21 protein-coding genes are annotated in these 19,059 nt (G+C 31.0%); 10 read left to right on the plus strand and 11 right to left on the minus strand.

The window, feature by feature from the left end:
- Positions 1-6: 6 nt before the first annotated feature.
- Positions 7-477 (minus strand): GNAT family N-acetyltransferase, encoded by a 471-nt coding sequence (locus tag KDK92_RS04700; RefSeq protein WP_250857901.1) that lies wholly within the window; start codon positions 475-477, stop codon positions 7-9.
- Entirely contained in the window at positions 459-1,517 is a 1,059-nt protein-coding gene (locus KDK92_RS04705; protein ID WP_250857902.1) for an aminoglycoside phosphotransferase family protein, read from the minus strand. Before KDK92_RS04705 ends, KDK92_RS04700 begins: the two co-directional genes overlap by 19 nt.
- A 533-nt stretch (positions 1,518-2,050) precedes the next feature.
- Between KDK92_RS04705 and KDK92_RS04710 the strand changes: the two genes are divergently transcribed.
- A complete protein-coding gene (locus KDK92_RS04710) occupies positions 2,051-2,329 on the plus strand; it encodes a CD3324 family protein (protein WP_250857903.1) in 279 nt (92 codons plus the stop codon).
- A gap of 170 nt (positions 2,330-2,499) precedes the next feature.
- Positions 2,500-2,751, plus strand: coding sequence for a GNAT family N-acetyltransferase (locus KDK92_RS24900; RefSeq protein WP_420852325.1), 252 nt, complete (start codon positions 2,500-2,502; stop codon positions 2,749-2,751).
- Here KDK92_RS24900 and KDK92_RS04715 read toward each other — a convergent pair.
- Positions 2,717-3,289 carry a GNAT family N-acetyltransferase gene (locus tag KDK92_RS04715; protein ID WP_250857904.1) on the minus strand — a complete coding sequence of 191 codons (573 nt, stop codon included), beginning with the start codon at positions 3,287-3,289 and terminating at the stop codon, positions 2,717-2,719. The two genes, KDK92_RS24900 and KDK92_RS04715, sit on opposite strands and share 35 nt — an antisense overlap.
- Before the next feature lie 302 nt (positions 3,290-3,591).
- On the opposite strand from KDK92_RS04715, the gene trkA reads away from it, so the two are divergent.
- Together trkA and KDK92_RS04725 are read left to right on the plus strand one after the other, a co-directional pair.
- Entirely contained in the window at positions 3,592-4,947 is a 1,356-nt protein-coding gene (trkA, locus tag KDK92_RS04720; protein ID WP_250857905.1) for a Trk system potassium transporter TrkA, read from the plus strand.
- Positions 4,948-6,396 carry a TrkH family potassium uptake protein gene (locus KDK92_RS04725; protein ID WP_250857906.1) on the plus strand — a complete coding sequence of 483 codons (1,449 nt, stop codon included), beginning with the start codon at positions 4,948-4,950 and terminating at the stop codon, positions 6,394-6,396.
- Positions 6,397-6,482: 86 nt separating this feature from the next.
- On the opposite strand, the gene KDK92_RS04730 is transcribed toward KDK92_RS04725, so the two are convergent.
- From KDK92_RS04730 to KDK92_RS04740, 3 genes are all read right to left on the minus strand, one after another.
- Positions 6,483-7,127 carry a hypothetical protein gene (locus tag KDK92_RS04730; protein WP_250857907.1) on the minus strand — a complete coding sequence of 215 codons (645 nt, stop codon included), beginning with the start codon at positions 7,125-7,127 and terminating at the stop codon, positions 6,483-6,485.
- A gap of 73 nt (positions 7,128-7,200) precedes the next feature.
- The gene (locus KDK92_RS04735) at positions 7,201-8,025 is read right to left on the minus strand and encodes a DUF4367 domain-containing protein (RefSeq protein WP_250857908.1); all 825 of its coding nucleotides are present in this window, start codon (positions 8,023-8,025) and stop codon (positions 7,201-7,203) included.
- On the minus strand, positions 8,022-8,567 hold the full coding sequence (locus tag KDK92_RS04740; RefSeq protein ID WP_250857909.1) for a sigma-70 family RNA polymerase sigma factor: 546 nt from the start codon (positions 8,565-8,567) through the stop codon (positions 8,022-8,024). The genes KDK92_RS04735 and KDK92_RS04740 overlap by 4 nt, the downstream gene beginning before the upstream one ends.
- 239 nt (positions 8,568-8,806) lie before the next feature.
- On the opposite strand from KDK92_RS04740, the gene KDK92_RS04745 reads away from it, so the two are divergent.
- The 4 genes from KDK92_RS04745 (at position 8,807) to KDK92_RS04760 (ending at position 12,093) form a co-directional block, all read left to right on the plus strand.
- On the plus strand, positions 8,807-9,730 hold the full coding sequence (locus KDK92_RS04745) for a phosphotransferase family protein (RefSeq protein ID WP_250857910.1): 924 nt from the start codon (positions 8,807-8,809) through the stop codon (positions 9,728-9,730).
- A gap of 84 nt (positions 9,731-9,814) precedes the next feature.
- The gene (locus KDK92_RS04750) at positions 9,815-10,645 is read left to right on the plus strand and encodes a GNAT family N-acetyltransferase (protein WP_250857911.1); all 831 of its coding nucleotides are present in this window, start codon (positions 9,815-9,817) and stop codon (positions 10,643-10,645) included.
- A 29-nt stretch (positions 10,646-10,674) separates the two neighbouring features.
- On the plus strand, positions 10,675-11,217 hold the full coding sequence (locus tag KDK92_RS04755; protein ID WP_250857912.1) for a GNAT family N-acetyltransferase: 543 nt from the start codon (positions 10,675-10,677) through the stop codon (positions 11,215-11,217).
- Between the two features lie 87 nt (positions 11,218-11,304).
- Positions 11,305-12,093: a GNAT family N-acetyltransferase gene (locus KDK92_RS04760; protein ID WP_250857913.1), complete on the plus strand. Its 789-nt coding sequence runs from the start codon at positions 11,305-11,307 to the stop codon at positions 12,091-12,093.
- 165 nt (positions 12,094-12,258) lie between these two features.
- Here KDK92_RS04760 and KDK92_RS04765 read toward each other — a convergent pair whose 3' ends face one another.
- The gene (locus tag KDK92_RS04765; protein WP_250857914.1) at positions 12,259-12,549 is read right to left on the minus strand and encodes a hypothetical protein; all 291 of its coding nucleotides are present in this window, start codon (positions 12,547-12,549) and stop codon (positions 12,259-12,261) included.
- Between the two features lie 104 nt (positions 12,550-12,653).
- A complete protein-coding gene (locus KDK92_RS04770; protein WP_250857915.1) occupies positions 12,654-12,803 on the minus strand; it encodes a hypothetical protein in 150 nt (49 codons plus the stop codon).
- Between the two features lie 320 nt (positions 12,804-13,123).
- Between KDK92_RS04770 and KDK92_RS04775 the strand changes: the two genes are divergently transcribed.
- Positions 13,124-15,085 carry an oxidoreductase gene (locus tag KDK92_RS04775; RefSeq protein ID WP_250857916.1) on the plus strand — a complete coding sequence of 654 codons (1,962 nt, stop codon included), beginning with the start codon at positions 13,124-13,126 and terminating at the stop codon, positions 15,083-15,085.
- Between the two features lie 335 nt (positions 15,086-15,420).
- Positions 15,421-16,056 carry a CerR family C-terminal domain-containing protein gene (locus KDK92_RS04780; protein ID WP_250857917.1) on the plus strand — a complete coding sequence of 212 codons (636 nt, stop codon included), beginning with the start codon at positions 15,421-15,423 and terminating at the stop codon, positions 16,054-16,056.
- A 53-nt stretch (positions 16,057-16,109) separates the two neighbouring features.
- Here KDK92_RS04780 and KDK92_RS24775 read toward each other — a convergent pair whose 3' ends face one another.
- From KDK92_RS24775 to KDK92_RS04795, 3 genes are all read right to left on the minus strand, one after another.
- A complete protein-coding gene (locus KDK92_RS24775) occupies positions 16,110-16,319 on the minus strand; it encodes a M56 family metallopeptidase (RefSeq protein ID WP_338115241.1) in 210 nt (69 codons plus the stop codon).
- A gap of 145 nt (positions 16,320-16,464) precedes the next feature.
- Positions 16,465-18,330: a sensor histidine kinase gene (locus KDK92_RS04790; RefSeq protein ID WP_250857918.1), complete on the minus strand. Its 1,866-nt coding sequence runs from the start codon at positions 18,328-18,330 to the stop codon at positions 16,465-16,467.
- Positions 18,327-19,007 carry a response regulator transcription factor gene (locus KDK92_RS04795; protein ID WP_250857919.1) on the minus strand — a complete coding sequence of 227 codons (681 nt, stop codon included), beginning with the start codon at positions 19,005-19,007 and terminating at the stop codon, positions 18,327-18,329. Before KDK92_RS04795 ends, KDK92_RS04790 begins: the two co-directional genes overlap by 4 nt.
- Positions 19,008-19,059 lie beyond the last annotated feature (52 nt).

The following is a 19,059-nucleotide window of genomic DNA, read 5'->3' on the forward strand; positions in this document are numbered from 1 at the left end:
ATTTTACTAGTAATCTCTCTCACAAAACAAGCATCCACCTTCCTCACTATACCCATTCTTAGCATATGCTCTTCTTCCTGATAGATTATCTTCACTAGTATATAATCTTACTCTCCATGCGCCTAAACGTTTACCTTCATTATATACCTCATCAAGTAATGCCTGAGCAATATTTTTTCCTCTATAATCCTCATGTACCCATAGCTCGTCAACAAAAAATACTCCTAATCTTTTATCTGGCTTTGGTATGAAACTTGCTCCTATGTATCCAACATATTCTCCATCTAACTCAGCACCGAATAAAAGAAAGTGATCATTTTTGAAGATATCATGCTCATAAAAAAACTCCAATACTTTTTTGATTTCTTCCTCTGATTTTTCCTCTTTCACCCCTGTGCCTCTCCACTGAAGCACCTCTGAAAATTTTCTGTAATTCTCCTCATTGATTCTTTTAATTACTAATTGTTCTTTTCCCATAAAAATCTATTCTCCAATCTATCAATTATTTTATCTTTAAAGTTCTCAACCTTCTCCATGAGCTGTTGATCTTTTTCTCTATTCATACACATGATACATAATTTTCTCAAATGCTGCTTAACATGTTCGATCCTTATTCCAATATCTATTTCTTCTAAGGAATCTTGTGAATCATAATATTCAATAAACTTCATAGCAAAATCTCTATTTTCAATATAGTAACTTGTCCTTGCTATTTCATATACCCACCAGTTGGCTCTACATTCATCCCAATCTATTATTCTAGGCTCATCATCTTTATATATGATATTTGAGGGGAACATGTCCCCATATATGAGTACACTCTCCTTCGCTCCTATCTTTCTTCCTAAATCACTTACTTTTTCTAAAACATATCTCAAGAAATCACCATCTAGGATTTCATGTTCTACTAGATCACTAAGCACTATTCCCTCATCTTTAACATTACCAAATGACCAACGTATAACTTCATCTATATTATCATAATACTCATGAATATTATCAAACTTAACAAGACCTTTAATATCTCCAAAGTGATCAATCTTTATTGAGTGTATCTTCTTTAAAACATGTGCATAATCTCTAAGCCACGGAATATCTTCATCCTCTCCAAGACTTTGCCCCTCTTCAATGTAAAAATCACTGTTTGAAACTCTCACTTCCCCATCAATCCATTCCTGCACTATAAATCCATATGGTGCTATAAGACTGCTTGTATCATAATGAACCATATTATAATACGGAAATCCGTTGGACTTTAACAGTTCATAACATGTACTCAATGTACCCACATCTGGATAACCAGCCTTTGACATTATCTTAAGAAATAATCTAATATTTCTCTCTCCACTATGTTCATACCCTTCCAGAAGATAATTGAGATTTTGCCCATCTTCAATCTCTTTTATATTTTTAATTTCAATTCTATATTCATTCTTTAATAATTCACTAATTTTCTTATGAATTTTTTTCATCTCATCCCCTGTGGGATTTATGAATTCTTTAGTTTGAAAAATCACATTTATCACCCCTGTCAATTTCATTTTCTCATATGTACTACTTAATTAATAGGTAGAGTATAATTATAGCTATTCTTTACACAAACAATAACTCTCTTTTTTAAGATAATGTTGAAAGAAATATTACTTTTACACCATATTTGAAACCTCCTAAAACGTATTAGAGAGTTATGTGTTCATTATTTGATGATTTGAATTCATAACCAAAAACTGTTAAAATAATTTATAAATAATGGGCATATGGGGGGTGTTATTATGAAGGAATTTAATATTACTGATAGACGCGAAACTGTATCTAAGCTCTAAGTAAAGACTACTAATAATAGATGGCTATACTTTATTTAGAGCTATTTATCACTACAGATATCTCAGCTCAGTAATTAAGATATGCATAGGTTTAAGATGTTCTAAACTTTTGAACATGCATTCCTTAACTTTGGGGTAAAATATCTATAATAGCTAAAAGAGGTTAAATACATTTAGTAGTCTTTGCTTCAAGTAATTATTAAGATATTACTAGGAGGAGCAGAGCAATGCAGCATATTAAGGCAAAGAATGTATTACCAAAGGAAATAATAGATTTAATTCAAGAATATATAGATGGTGAATATATATATATTCCTAGGAAAGAAGGAAACGAAAAGTCTTGGGGACAGAAAAAAGGTACAAGACATAACCTGAAGAGTAGGAATATAGAGATCTTAAATAAACATAATAATGGAGTTTCAGTTAGAGAATTAGCTAAGCAATATCATCTTGCTGAAAAGAGCATAAGTAGAATCATTAGACAAGAAAAAAAATTATGTGCTTAGACATATATACGGCATGTTATCAATTAGTTATTGGTAGCATGCCTTCTTTATTTTCTGGAACATCTTTGATTCGGGTTCATTTGAGAGGTTTAATGTTAGTAACTTGGAATGGTACCATATAATAAATAGATATAAATAAAGAAGAGTATTCACAGGCAATCGATTTAAAGATTTATTCTTTTGATGAAAAAGGTGATTCTGAAAATGGTATTGAATTAAATTATCTATTTGTTAATGAACAGTATAGAGGAAAAGGTATATCCCTAAAGCTACTTAGTAAGCTCTTGAGTGAGTTTGAGTCTAAAGATTTTAAGGAACTTGTTATTTACAACTACAATGTTTCCCCTTCAAATCAATATTATCGTAAACTTGGGGGAAATTCTTTCCTCAAAGGACATTATTTTCATTATATTCGTCCTTAGTCAGAGCATAATAGAGTTCCCCATCATACCCACTATAATTAGGGTCATCAACGTTAAGAATATTTTTAAACTTCATTCCCAATTTCTCAATCACTTTTTTTGAAGCTATATTATCAGATTTTACTACTGCAATAATTCGCTTTAGTCCTATTATGTCAAATCCATAATGAAGCATTGCCATAGCTGCTTCAGTTGCTAATCCTTGTCCCCAATATTCACTGGATAAGCCATAAAATAATTCTACATCTTCTGGTTTACAATCAAGCGAACCTAACCCACACCAACCTATTACCTTATTCTTCTTTTTGTCCACTACTGAAACCCCAAACTTATCTATATTATCTGGTGTATTATTTTCATAACAATCTTCAACCATCCATTCTATTAAATCTTTTACCCATTGGAATGACATAACTCCTTCTGGTATATATGACATAACTTTTTCGTCACTATATACTTTATATAAATCATCAATATCCTCCATACAATATGGTTTAAGAATTAAACGTTCAGTTTCAATATAAATATCTTTAAACATGCTATAATCTCCCCCCTCATATAACCAACTACTATTTTATTTTTTTCTGAAGACATCTTCTAAAAACTCTATTCAAATGATATCATCAGATACATCAGTACATCAACCTACAACATTTTTCTGAACTAAAAATGCACCATTGAGATTTAAACAAATTCAAAATATTTTTGCTGATAATTAAGTTTAAAGATGTTTAATTATTTTAGTCACCCAAAGTTAATTATTGCAATTTCTTGAAATAACATCTAACATACTATAGAATAGATATTATAGTAAAATTATACCAGAAAGGCTGGTGCATCATGAAAGTAATGATTATTGGAGCAGGAAAACTTGGTACAAAACTCGCAACCGCAATGCTTAACGGTGAAATTCGCGTTACCATAATGGACAACAACCCCATTATTCTTGATAGACTTAAGGATCATTTGGATGTATTAACGATAAATGCTAACGGAGCAAGAAAAGAAGTTCTTGAAGAACTAAATATTTCTTCTTATGATTTAATCATCTCTGTGACAAGTAGCGATGAAACCAATGTACTTATAAGCTCTATGGCTAAAAGCCTTGGATGCACTAGCAGCATTGCTCGAATTAGAAATCCAGAGTATGCAAATCAACTTGATTTTATGAAAAATGTATATAATATCGACCATGTAATTAATCCAGAACTAGCAACTTCAAATGCGATTTTAAGATATTTAATGGAGAGCTATACATTCTCCTTTGGCGATTATGCCTCGGGAAAAGTTTCTTTAGTGAACTTTAACATTAAAAATCTATCTGATTTTGTAAATAAAAAGATAAGTGAGTTAAACTGTATTGATGACTTATTAATAGTTGCTATCTCAAGAAACGGTGATATTATTATCCCTCACGGAGGAACTATTTTAGAGGAAAATGATTTTATCTATGTCATTGGTCAAAGAGATAAAATTAAAATTATTGCTAAAATTCTAAAAGAATCCATTGATAAAAAAACAATTAAAAAAGCAATGATCCTGGGCGGTGGAAAAATCGGTTACTACTTAGCAGACAGTCTTTCTCAAAAAGGCATAAATGTTAAAATTGTTGAATCTGATATTAATCGTTGCAAAGCCTTAGCAGATAAACTTAATGATAATGTCTTAGTTATTCATGGGGATGGCACTGATATTAATCTTTTAGAGGAAGAAGATCTCGCTGAAATGGATGCCTTCATTGGCGCAACAGGATATGATGAAGAAAATCTCTTTATGTCTTTAAGAGCAAAGCAATTAAACGTTGGTAAAGTTATTGCTAAAATCTCAAGACAAAGTTATGTTCACATTATTGAGAAATTAGGAATTGATTTGGCTATTAACCCTGTAAACATTACAGCCAGTGAAATACTGAAGTACATTAGAGGTGGTAGAGTTGTTTCAGTGTCATTACTCCTTGATGGACAAGCTGAAGTTACTGAAATTATTGCATCTAATAATTTACAAGTTTTAAATAAACCTATTAAAAATCTTAATCTTCCTAAAGGGATCATCATTGGTGCTATTGTTCACAATGATGAGGTAATTATTCCGAAAGGTAATTCAAAAATACAAGCAGGGGATCGTATCGTCGTTTTTTCACTTTTAGCAGAAGTGCCAACTTTAGAAACTTTCTTTCGCTTAAAGGACGGACGTTAGATGAACTATAAAATGATTTTTAAAGTGCTAGGATATCTCTTACTCATTATTGCCTTTGGAATGATTGCACCTTTAATCATTTCAGCTGCAAACAACCAAAATGATTTGATTCCTTTTGCCATCAGCATTTCCTTAACCACTTTAACTGGTTTTATTTTGACTAAAATACCGATTACTAAAAAGAAAATAAAAGCGAAGGAAGGTCTTGCTATCGTAACCTTCGGATGGATTTTCGCATCCCTCTTCGGAGCTCTTCCTTTTTACTTGTCAGGTAGCATACCATCATATGTAGACGCTTTCTTTGAAACGGTGTCTGGGTTTACAACTACTGGAGCAACTATCATTACTGATATTGAAATACTTCCTATGGGAATACTATTTTGGCGTTCCTTTACTCACTGGATTGGTGGAATGGGAATTTTAGTTGTTGCTGTGGCTATACTACCTATGATGGGAGCAGGAGGATTTCATGTGTTTAAGGCAGAAAGTCCAGGTCCTATTGCTGATAAAATCGTACCAAGAATTAAAGATACTGCAAAAATTTTATATGTCTCTTATATCATAATATCATTAGCAGAATTTATTCTATTACTCCTTGGTGGAATGTCTCCGTTTGAATCCGCTGTTCATACTTTCGGAACCCTAGGTACAGGTGGCTTTTCTACAAGAAATTCCAGCATTGGCGCCTTTAATAGTTCCTATATATTCATTGTCATATCTATTTTTATGATTATGTCCGGGGCTAATTTTTCACTCTACTATGATCTTTATAAAGGAAAGTGGAGAGATGTTATCAAAAACAGTGAATTAAAACTCTATCTAAGTATTATTTCAATAAGTGTTATAGCTATTACTCTAAATATGAATACACATCTATATCATAATTTATTTGAATCTTTTAAACACTCCTTATTTCAAGTGAGTTCAATAATTACAACCACAGGCTATACAACCTTTGACTATGAACAGTGGACAACTTTTTCAAAAGGAATCCTCTTTATGCTTATGTTTGTAGGAGGAAGTGCCGGTTCAACAGGTGGTTCAATAAAAGTAATAAGAATTCTTGCTTTAATAAAACTCATAAAAAGAGAATTAACTAAAATTCTTCATCCTAGAGCAATAGTATCTGTAAAATTTGGTGACAAACCTGTATCAGAAGGCACTTTACTTAATATTTCTAGTTTCTTTATGTTATATATGATGATATTCATTTTGGGTTCTATCGTCATATCATTAGAAGGAATAGGATTTATGGGCGCGACAAGTGCAGTTGCTGCAACTCTCGGTAATATTGGCCCTGGTTTTGGCTTTGTTGGACCAACTCATACCTACGCTGACTTTTCAGCTTTTAGTAAACTGTTACTCTCCTTCTTTATGCTATTAGGAAGGCTTGAGCTTTTTACTGTAATTGCGTTGTTAACACCAAAGTTTTGGCGAACTGAATTATAATTATAATGAGACTCCCCCCACTTGCTTACGCTCAAGTGGGGGGAGTCTTAGTATATTCTACTTCTTTCAAAAATATATTATATTTTTTATGATGCAATCACCGGTGTTGATGATTGAATTTTCCAAGTTCCGTTATCATTGTTTACAGTAACATGAGTGGAAACTGCACCAACTCCTGAACGATATTTAGAACCATTAATGATTATTTTATTTTCTGATTCTATTTTAATATCACTTATTGATAATAGAATTCCATCTAAATTACCATATTCGTCACCTAATCCTTTTGCTAATAACTCCTCCACGTTCCCTTCTATTACATCTACATTATATTTCTTAAGATTCTCTTTAATCTTTTCTTTGGTTTCATTATCAATGTTTGTATCAAAATTCACAGCAATATATTTCATATCATTGTTTAGTGCTACATCTAGTTCAATAAAATAATCTAAAACAACATTATATATGTCAGCTTCATTTGTTAGTGTTACTATAGCGTTTTTAGGTTCCACAGTAAATTCACATGCTAATTCACCTTTAGGTTCTTCTGTAAGTTCCCATGCTAACTCAGCTTTAGATTCCTCAGTAAGTCCACTTGCTAATAAACCCTCTTGAACAGTAGCCTTAGTCTGCTTATCACTTTGCTCTGAGGATGCATAAACACCAAAAGCTGTACCTCCTAAAAGAATTGTTCCTACTACAACTAATGTTATTAATTTTTTTCTAATCATATCATTTTTCCTCTTTTCTTATATATTAATTTTTGTAATAAACTAGAAAACATATCTTTCATCTTTTACTGAGTTACTGAAGTATAGAAACAAGCACATTTATAAATTCCTTTTGAGAAATATTATAACTTTCTATTTCATATCCGATTCCTTTGTACATAAAAGTTGCAACATACATGCTATCTAGTGAATGCCCAACATTTACCTCTATACCATTTATATTTGACTTACTTTCACTTTCTGTTGCAATTAAAGCACAATTCTTTGGATAGCCACCTTTTGAAGTTGATATAGTTAGAACTTTATTATTATCTTCTGAAAAATAGTTGAAGTAACCATTATCATAAGCCATCGTTCCATTTTTATTTTTTATTATCATCAAATTATCAACTGGTTGTTCTATTAATCCTGCTATCATATATGAAGGTCTTGGGTCTACTCCCAAATACTCAATATACTCCTTTTGCGTCAAAGAACGCTCTGTTGTAGTTTTAGGGTCAAAATACATAATACTATCCATAGGGGGTGTAGCTTCACCAAAATTCAGTATACCCTTTGAAAGTTCTACAACAGAAGAGTGTTCACCATCTTTCAGTGATGTAATAATCTTAATTTTTTCTTTTACACTATCATTAGGAACACTTGCTATAGGATTTTCTTTAATATTATTTATCTGATTGAATATACTAGGTATAGCGGCTCCAAAGGCCACAACGAAACATGCTGCTACAAGTCCTTTTCTAACTTTCCAGTTAAATTTTTTCTTTTGTGGCTTCTTTAGCCCTACTTTTTCCATTTCAAGCTTATAAATTCGATTAAGTTTCTCTTCTGATAATTTAGGCATATCTATCTCCATTTCATCAAGTTTATTTAAAAATTTATCATCAATTTTTTTCATATTGTAACCCCTCTTTCAATTAGTACTTGTTTTAATCGCTTTCTACCACGGTATATACGATTTTCAACATTCTTTTCTGTTAAACCTAAATTAATTGCTATTTCTTTCACCTTTTCAAACCAGAAAAAACGTCTTATAAAAATTTCTTTGTCAGGCTCACCCATATCATTAATAAGCTCTTGTACAACCTCAACATCACTTTTTATGACAATTTCTTCTTCTATATCCGTAGCTGAAACAATCTCTTTATCTTCTATATAAACAGTACTATCCTTACACAATTTTCTATATCTATCAATTGCTTTATTTCTAGCAATACATGCAATATACCCTTTAAGTGTACCTCTTTGAAATTCTACATCATTTGTATTTTTCCATAAGGTAACAAATGTATCTGCCACACATTCTTCAATATCTTCTTCATTTCTGTAAAGTATCTTTTTTGTTATTACTTCTACCATTCCACCATATTTTTTAGTAGCTTCATATAAACCCTTGGATGGACTGTTTTTGAGAAGTAATAATATGTTACTATCATCCATTTTGTAACTCCTTTCAATAGCCTTGATTACCCTTTCACTTATATATACGATAAGTATTTGGGTTTTCACTCAAAATTATAAAACCTTTTTGTAGAATCAAATTATTTTGAAAAATCTCCATAGTATCTTTGTCAAGAGTATATAGATGTGGAACATCTTTGATTCTGATTCATTTGAGAGGTTAAAATTAATGACTTAAAATGCTAATATATAAATAATAGAACTGTGGAGGCAAGAATATGGGATATTTATTTAAAAAAGATATTAGTGATTGGAATTCATGGGCGGCGGTCTTTCAATCAATTGATGATTTTAAAAAACTAATAGAAGAAATATTTAAAAAAGAGAATCTTCAGGGATATGATAATATATCTAATTTGACACCTGGAACTAATGCAGTCTTTAAAGTAGGTAACTATGTAATCAAACTCTTTGCGCCGAAGGAATCTGGTGCCAATACTGATGCTGACTATACTGTAGAAATGGAGGCAATGGAAAGAGCTATTGCCAAAAGTATAAATACACCTAATATAATTTCAGCTGGTAGTATACAAGATAAATACTTGTTCAAATATTTTATAATGGATTATATTGATGGCAAAGAAGCTGGTAGTATACTTAAAGATTACTCCTATGCTCAAAAAGCTAGTTTTGTACAGAAACTTAAAGCGAATTTGAACAAGCTTAATGCAAAACCCAAAGAACATACAAATGGTAGTTTTATTAAAGAAAGAGCGATAAATAATGAGAGATGGAATAAATTCTCACCTTCAGTAAAATCGCAAATTGCAGATATATTAAGTGACTATGATATTTCACAATGTGTATATGTTCATGGTGATATCACCGCTGATAATGTTATGATTGATAAGGATGCTAATCTCTTTATAATCGATTTTGCAGATAGCACTATAGCGCCTGTTGAATATGAATATCCACCTATCATATTTGAGTTATTCGACTTTGCTCTTGAATTAATCCACGAATTTATCAAGGAGATGGATTATGATATTTTCATAGAAAAACTCTTTATTAGTACCTTATTACATGATTTTGGTGCTAATTTTATTGAAGATATTTATAAGAAATATACTGGTAAGAATGTTCATGAACTGAAAGATATTTATGAGATTAAGAACTTAATTTATACTAACTTGAAATAATGCGGTGCTTAATCAAAAAACATACGCTGGGGTTAAATTATGGATTTATCTATATAATTACTAATACGAGAGGGATGTTAATATATGATATATGAATTAGACAAAAGTCAGTTTGAAAGAATTAGATCACTAATGGAAAAATATGATGCTCAGAATCATGTAACTCTAAACGCAATCCTTGAAGGTAATAACAGAGGGAAAATATATGTAGATAATATTGAAAAACCTAAAACAGCACTTGTTTGGGCTATGTTTTCCATGTACATTCTCATCGGTGATAGCAAAAATCCTGAGTTTATCAACTCACTAGAAGATTTTTTTACCCATAAACTTGGACCTGAAAATTTATCTTTAGGTGCTACAACATTTATTGGTTGTTTTTTAGGGGATGATGGATGGAAAGATACTCTTGATTCTATTTTTAAATGTAAAAATCCTGAAATAGGATTTAGACAAAACTTTAGATTTAATAAAAGAAAATATTTAGAATCTACCAATATAACAAGCGAACTTCCAGAGAACTGTTATGTAAAAAAAATAGATAATGAACTTTTACAAAGTGATACTGACGAAACAATAAGTGTTGATGTTCATGAGTTTTGGAACAGTAAAGATAAATTTTTTGAAAAAGGTATTGGCTTCTGTGTAATAAAAGATGGTCGTACCGTAAGCAGTTGTATTTCATGTCAGGCTGTTAATAGAGAATATGAAATATCAATAGTCACCTATAACGAGACTGATAGAAACAAAGGATATGGCTCGCTTGCAGCAACTGCTTTTGTAGATTACTGTGTATCAAATAATATTACTCCTCATTGGGATGCATATGAAGATAACTATTCATCAGTAGCTTTAGCTGAAAAACTTGGCTTTGAAAAAACAGATAAATATTTATATTATGCATTTTTGTTTTAAAAAATATCTATATTTAAGGGGATGTTTATATGATTATAAGAAAGTTAAATGAAGAAGAATATTCACAAGCAATTGATTTTAAAATTTACTCTTTTAATGAAGAAGTGGCTGGAACAGTCTCTAATCCTTTGATAAAAGAAAAAGAATTAAACTTAATACTAGATTGGATAAATTCAGCAGAAAAATATAATGATATTAGATTACTATACGGTGCTTTTGATAATGAAAAATTCATGGGGTTTGCAGGAGCAAGTATTGCTGAAAATATCGATTCAGAAAATGGAATCGAGTTAAATTATCTATTTGTTAAGGAAGAATATAGAGGACAAGGGATTTCACTTAAGCTAATTAATAAATTATTGAGTGAATTTATACCTAGGGATTTTAAAGAACTTATTGTTTACAACTACAACATTTCCCCTTCAAATCAATATTACCGTAAACTTGGAGGAAAGGTAAAAAACCAAACTTCTGATTTTGATGGTAAACTATTAATTGATATTTTTAGTTTTGATGCTAGGAAACTGAATGAAATATTACAAGAAATGATTCTTGATAGATATAGTATTTAGCACATGAACAATCTCTGAATTAGCAAAAAAATATGAAACAAAATTATTTATATAGTAGTACAAGAGTTACTTATGGAGGTGTATATTATGGAATTTAACAAATCAAAAATGATAGAAATTGTAAGAAAACAATTAGCAATAGATATGAATTGTAATATACAAGATTTTATTAAAGATGGCATAGTATTTTGTGAAGCAAAATCCAATGAAGGGCGAAGAATGTTTGATAGACAATCTCCTTTTCTTGAGATTGCAACAATGGGGAAAAGCACAGTTGTTTCAGCAGATAGTGATATTTTAACAAAGGTAAAACCTTTATTGGAGACTAAAACAAGAGAAGATATATTTGTAGCCCCGTTTTTATTCGGACATTCTCTTTATTATATTCCTGATTGCGATAGGATAAAAAAGATATCTCCCCCTGATGGTTTTACGTTTCACATAAAAGAGGGGAAAGAAATACACAAACTATATAAAATTCCAGGTTTTGAAAATGCAATTCAATATGATATCAACCATCCTTGTCCTGATACACTTGTAATATATGCAATGTACGGTTATGAAATTGTAGCCATGGCAGGAGCATCTGCCGATAGTAGTTTAATGTGGCAAATAGGTATTGATGTATTACCCAAATTCAGAAATAAGGGTCTAGCTACAACTTTAGTTAGCAATCTTGCTATAATGATTATGGATAGAGGAATAGTTCCATACTATGGAACTGCTTCATCTAATATACCATCACAATCCGTAGCATATAGAAGTGGTTTTATTCCAACTTGGATGTGTTCTTATAAAAATACTTTTGATGGAACAGCACCGTATGAGTTAATTTGTCCTAATATCAACACTATTTTAAAAGATAACCTAAAATAAAATGTGATTTAACGAATAAACAATTTGCATGAATTGTTTATGTATATTAATTAATAGCTCTCTTTTTTAATATAATGTTGAAAAACGTACTTGTCCATTAGACCTAAATATTTTTCAACATCTTTTTAAAAAAGAGAGTTATGTTTCAATTAAAACTTGAATAAACTATCCCCTCTCATTAGCAATCTTATAAACTCTGCTTGTCCATTCAAAAATATCTTTAGCTTCTTTATAATCTACAAATACCACTCTATCTATCAAATTTTGAGGTATTATATTCCTAAAATTTTCTTCTTCAGCTTTAGGCATTATACAACAAATCATATATTCATCCAAATCTATAAAATCTCTTACTTTTCCTGCATGATATCCGTCAAGACAATATTTAGAATGTGCCTCAATATCTTTTCTTCTAAAATAATATCTTATACCAGGATAAAAGTTTTCACTTAACATAGTAAACTGATTTGCTATATAAATTTAGGACGGTTCATGAATTTCGTGAACCATCCCATTAAATGATTGCTTGGATATAATGAGAATGCTGTTAAAATTCAAATTTATTCTGCCTTAATAGCATATCTGCTTTTAGATCTACTTAGGATTAATTTAGATGTTAAAATAACTGTGATTTCCTTTACTAGAATCATAAAAGTGAACTTATTAGAATCTGTAGAAATATTATCAATATCAAACTGTTCAGCTCCCACAATTTAGCATTTTTACTCTTGTCTTAACAGTATACCTACGCCCTTTTGATATCTTTTTTTACCAATTAGTGTTCTGCGATAAAGAAAGATACTTGAAAATGGATAGTTCTTCTCATTTTAAAGTATCTTTTTATTGTCAACCTTTAAATATCACATAAATGCAACACTAGAACGGCAACAAGATCTGGAAGATATTTCTTTGTCAAAAAAATATCAAAAAACCCTTGTAAAAACACAAGGAAAGTGTTATATTAAACACACGTTTAAAACAAGTGTTTTAAATACTTGTTTTAATTTATTCGATTAAGGGAGATGACAATATGAACAACAAGTTAAATGGATTAACTAAACCACTTCGTTTAGGAAGACTTAATGTTAAAAACAGAATTTGGAATTCACCTCTATGGACTCGTACTGCTTCTGCAGAGGGTGAAGTAACTGAAAGAACAATAGCACACTACGTAGCACGTGCTAAAGGTGGAACTGGTGTAATCTCAACTGAGGGTGTTGCCGTTGATGGTAGACATACTTGGGTAGAACCCCAAATGCGCCTTGACCACAATAGATTTGCTCCTGGTCACCGTAGACTAGTTGAAGAAGTTCATATGTATAATGTACCAATTATCTGTCAGCTTCATCACGCAGGTATGTTTGGAAATGACCCAGTATCTCCATCAGGTATACCATGTCAGGATATGGGAAAAATCGGACAATTCATAGAGCCTCGTGAACTTACTACTAAAGAAGTAGAAGAAATTAGAGATATGTTCATTGCAGCTGCTGAAAGAGCACATGAAGTTGGATATGATGGAGTAGAATTACACGGTTCTACAGCTTACTTACTAGAACAATTCTATTCTCCTCACAACAACAAACGTACTGATAAATACGGTGGTAGCCTACAAGGACGTATGCAATTAGCTCTAGAAATAGTACGAGGAATTCGTGCAAACTGCGGACCTCATTTTGTAATAGGTTATACAGTAGTAGATTGTGATATGATCGAGGGCGGAATAACTCGTGAACAAACTACTGTATTTGCAAAAGAGCTAGAGAGAGCTGGAATTAATTATCTTGATTTACAAACAGATGGTACATACGAAACATTCCATCTTGTAACTGCATCAGCAGGATATAGACGTCAACCTTTAGGTCAATTTGATAAAACTGAATACTATAAATCAATACTAAACATTCCAGTAGTAACACGTGGTGCTGGACAATACAACCCAATCGAGTGGAATGAAGCTTTTGAAAATGATAGAGCTGATGCTGTAAGATTAGGAAAACAAATGCTTGCAGATCCAGATGTAGCTGGTAAAGCTGTAAGAGGTGACCTTGAAGATATACGTTCTTGCATCAAGTGTGGAAACTGTCTGTTTAGTGGCGAAATAAGTAACTGGCAACTAAGTTGTGCAGTAAATTCTGGTTGTGGAAGAATGGACAAACCCGTTACTCCAGCACTTGTTTCTAAAAATGTTTTAGTTATCGGAGCTGGTCCTGCTGGTCTTGAAGCTGCTAGAGTAGCTGCTCTTAGAGGACATTCAGTAACACTTGTTGAAAAACAAGAAAAAGTTGGCGGAAACCTTTATATTGCATCTCTTCCAGTTTCTAAAGATGACCTTATGAAGTTTGCTATCTGGGCTGAGAAGCAATGTGAAAAGCTTGGTGTAACAATCAAACTTAATACTGAAGCTACAGCAGAAATGGTTGATGAGTTAAAGCCAGATGTTGTTATAGTTGCATCAGGTTCAAACCCACTTGTTCCACCTATTAAAGGTGTTGACATGCCTCACGTTGTTACAGCTGAAGATGTATTACAAGGTAAAGTAAAAGTTGGTAATAACGTTGTTGTAGCAGGTGCTGGAGAAGTTGGACTTGAGACAGCTGATTCAATTATGGAGAACTACGAAATCCAAAATCTTACTGTTGTAGAAATGCAGAAAGAAGTTGGAGCAGATATGAGTCCTTTAGATAAGGCTATGCTTTTCCATAACGATTCTGTTTTCCCTAAGCATATGAGAAACGGACTTAAGATAGTTACTGAAACTAAACTTCAAGAGATTACTGAAAAAGGTGTTCGTATTTGCGGTAAGAATTGGAACGAATACGAAGTTGAAGCAGATACAGTTGTTTTAGCATTAGGATATGTTGCTAATAATAAAATTGTTGAAAGTTTAAATGAAAAAGTATCTGAAGTATATGTTGTTGGAGACGCTGTTCGTGCTCGTAAGATAGCTGATGCTGTTTACCAAGCAAATTATTTTGCATCAAGAATCTAAACAAAAACTAATATTATATTGATATTTAGAATGATTTTTAATATGTATTTTATTGTAATATTTCACATGTATTGATAAGGATTTATAGCTAACTAAGGAAAAGAGTATTTTATTTGAATAATATACTCTTTTTCGTTTATTTTAAATAAATTATAGCTTAATTTTAGATTCTAGTAATCTGAAGAATAACTAAAAATAAGGTGAAGACGTTTTGCAGTTATGGAAAATGCCTAGAATTTATGCTATAATTTGTGCTAATGGTCTAGGTAAATGACTTGTTAAAACTAAGAATATGCTAGATAATTACATGCGAATAAATATACGAGGTGGAAAAATTGGAAAAAAACACTGATTCAAAGTCTAATGTTGAGCAACGAATTTTAAAAGCTGCTGGAAAAATCTTTGCAAAAAAAGGATTTAAGAATGCCTCAGTGCGTGAGATATGTAAAAGTGCAGAAGTTAATACTGCTGCTATTAATTACTATTTCGGCAATAAGGAATCCTTATATATTGAAGTTGTAAAACATTGGAAAAATATTGCTTTTGAAAAATATCCTTTTGATTTTGCAGAGGATGAATCAAATCCACCTGAAGATCGACTTAGATATTTTATTAAATGTGTTCTACTTCATACACTTTATGAAATTGAATCTCCATGGTTTGGAACCTTCATGTCAAGAGAAAGTATTGAGCCTACGAAGGCAATACAAGAACTGACAGAAGATAGCATCGGCCCTGCTATTGACCTTCTTTTTTCAATAGTGAAAGCACTCTTAGGAAAGAATGCTAATGACGAAACAATTCGTCTTTACAGTTCAAGCATTTTAGGACAATGTACATTCTATCAGTATTCACCCCATATTATAAAAAAACATTTTGAAATCTCAACACTTTCTTTAGCAGAAATCGAAAAAATTGCTGATAATATTTATAGTTTTTCTTTAAATGCTATTAAAGGATTTACTGATTAATATAGTTATGCTTTAACATACTATATTAATCATTTTTTTATTTTCAAATACTTCTATTCCCCTTTTAGATATGGAACAAAAAATTCACCATATTGTTGCTCCTCTGCTTGTTTAATATATTTATTTGCAACATAATCACTTGCTAGTACACTCTCATCGCAAGAAAACTCACAAGCTTTATTTATTTCTTTACTGACAATATAAACAATAGGATTAAACCAATGGATGCAAACAGTCAACTGTACAAGCCATTTATAGATAATATCTCCCCATCAGATATTTTATTTATATTACGCAAAACATGCACCTCCAATTAAAGTCAATACTTAAATATAATCACTTTAAATCCGTATTGTTTTTAAAAATCTCTATATGAAAATTGAGGACTATCTCTTAGTCCTCAATTATCTAATCTGCATCTATTACTGGTAAAGAAAAATAAGCCTTAACTCCCCATTCAGTATTTTCTATTCCATATTCACTTTTATGCTTTTCTAAAATTTGTTTCACAATATATAGCCCTAGTCCTGTTCCACCTAAATCTTTATTTCTTGATTTTTCGATTCTATAAAAAGGCTCCCATATTTTAAATAGTTCTTCCTCTGGAATCCTTGCTCCACTATTTTCGATTATACACATACACTTGCCCTGTTTAGTTTCCATTTTAATTCTAATCTTTTCTCCTATGGTTGAATATCTGATACTATTACTATATAAATTCTCTATTATAGTTTCTATCTTCTGCTCATCAGCCATAACAAATTCATCAGTTAGTTCCATCATAACCTGTATACTCTTATCCTCAATCAATGGTTTTAACCTATTATGAACTTTTAATATTACATCTGATAATTGAAAAATATCATTTCTCAATTGTTGAACTTCCACCTGAATTTTTGATGATTGTAATAGATTGTATACTAATCGATTCATACCATTAATTTCATTTAACACTTGATTTATATACTGAACATCAGTTGGATCATAAATTCCATCCCGAATGCCCTCACAAATTCCTTTAGCCACAGTTAAAGGAGTTTTAAGTTCATGTGAAACATTAGCAATAAATTCTTTCCTAAATTTATCTACTTTTTCTTTTACTTCTATATCTTCTAACAATTTTTCATTTGTAGTCTCTAATTCTCCCACTGCTTCTTTTAATTTTACAGATAATATATTTATATTTTCCCCTAATTCTCCAATTTCATCTTCCTTATTCATATTACATTGATTTGAAAAATCTAATCCAGCCATCTGCTTTGTAACTTTATTTATTTCTAAAAGTGGTTTGGTGATTATTCTAGAGTAAAAAAAGGCTGCAATAACTGCTGCAACTAATACTATTAAAAATGTTATAAAAAAATAACTTTCCATTATCTCTGTTACTTCATTAATAGTTTCTAAAGAAGTTAATGAAAACAAAAACATGGGTTCCTCACTTTTTAAAAATACAGGCTGAATAAATATCAAGTTCTTAATTCCAGTGATAGGATCAACTTTAGAATAGTGGATTACTTCCCTATTCGAAAATAATTCATTCATATCTTTATTCTCTTGTAAAAACAAACTGACTTCTTTCATTAATTGATTCTTCTTATATTCCATGACATAATCTTTTTGTTCCATTAGTTGAATCTCTTCTATAATTCCATCTATCTCACTCAATGTTGGTATTAAAACATATGTTTTTTTATCCTTACTAGGTTCTTTATTACCTTCAACCATATTTTTAATTGCATCTTTTGTTTGTGGAATTACAATTGACTCCATATCCGCTGATTGTAACCCAAAAGTCTTATGATCTATTGTGATATTAGAAGGATAAAATTCGTTTTCTTTTCCTGGTATTACATATCCCGTTATATTGATATTTTTCTTATTCTGAAGTGCCTCTTGGAAACCTGGATACCTTAAAAATTTTTCAATGTATACTAAATGTTGATCACCTTTTATTTCTTTGATTTTTATATGTGAAACACTACTATTTCCACTGAAACCGTACTTAGGTATTCCATATATATTTACAATTCCTGATGAAGAATTATTTTCTTCAGATAACATCATTAATAGCTTATCTATTTCTTTATCATTTAATAAGCTGTTCTCTAACTTTTCTTTTAATGTGACCACATTTTCCATCATTCTTTTGTTCTTATTATATGCATAAAATTTCTCCAAACAAAAGCATTGAAAAATAAATTGCATACTAAAAAAAATCAGCAATAATAATGCCGTTATAACAAATAACTTTGTTACAATACTTTTTTTTCTCATTCCTTCACCTCAAATTTATATCCTACTCCAAAAATCGTCCTTATTAAATATGATTTATCTCCTAATGCTTTACGAAGCTTTTTAATATGATTATCAACTACTCTTATATCTCCAAAATAATCATAACCCCATATTGAATTTAAAATTTTCTCTCTAGAAAGAACCATTTCACTGTGTTCCATAAGATACCATAATATTTCAAACTCTTTAGGTGTTAATTCAATATTTTTGCCATGAATATTAACTTCTCTTACTAGTTTATTAACTTCTAACCCAGCTTTTGTGATTTTATCTTTATCTTCTAAAATTGTTCCTCTTGTTCTGTTTAATAAAACCTTTGCTCTAGCAACTAATATCCCAGGACTAAAGGGCTTTTTTACATAATCATCTGCTTTAAGCTCAAATCCCATTAATTCATCATCTTCTTCTGTTCTAGCAGTTAATATAATAATAGGAACATCTGACTTTTTACGTATTCGTCGACATACTGTCCAGCCATCTAACTCAGGCATCATTATATCTAGAATAATCAGATCTATTTTTTCTTCTTCAAATCTTTCTATACCCTCTTTACCATTAGGGGCTTGTATAACATGAAATCCTTCTGCTCTAAAATAATCACATATAATTTTTCTGATATTATCCTCGTCTTCAATAACTAATACAGTATAACGCATTATCTAAATCCCTCCATATAACACAATCAAGGTGTAGAATCCTCTACACCTG

The organism is Oceanirhabdus seepicola, assembly GCF_023684385.1.
Classification (GTDB): domain Bacteria; phylum Bacillota; class Clostridia; order Clostridiales; family Clostridiaceae; genus Oceanirhabdus; species Oceanirhabdus seepicola.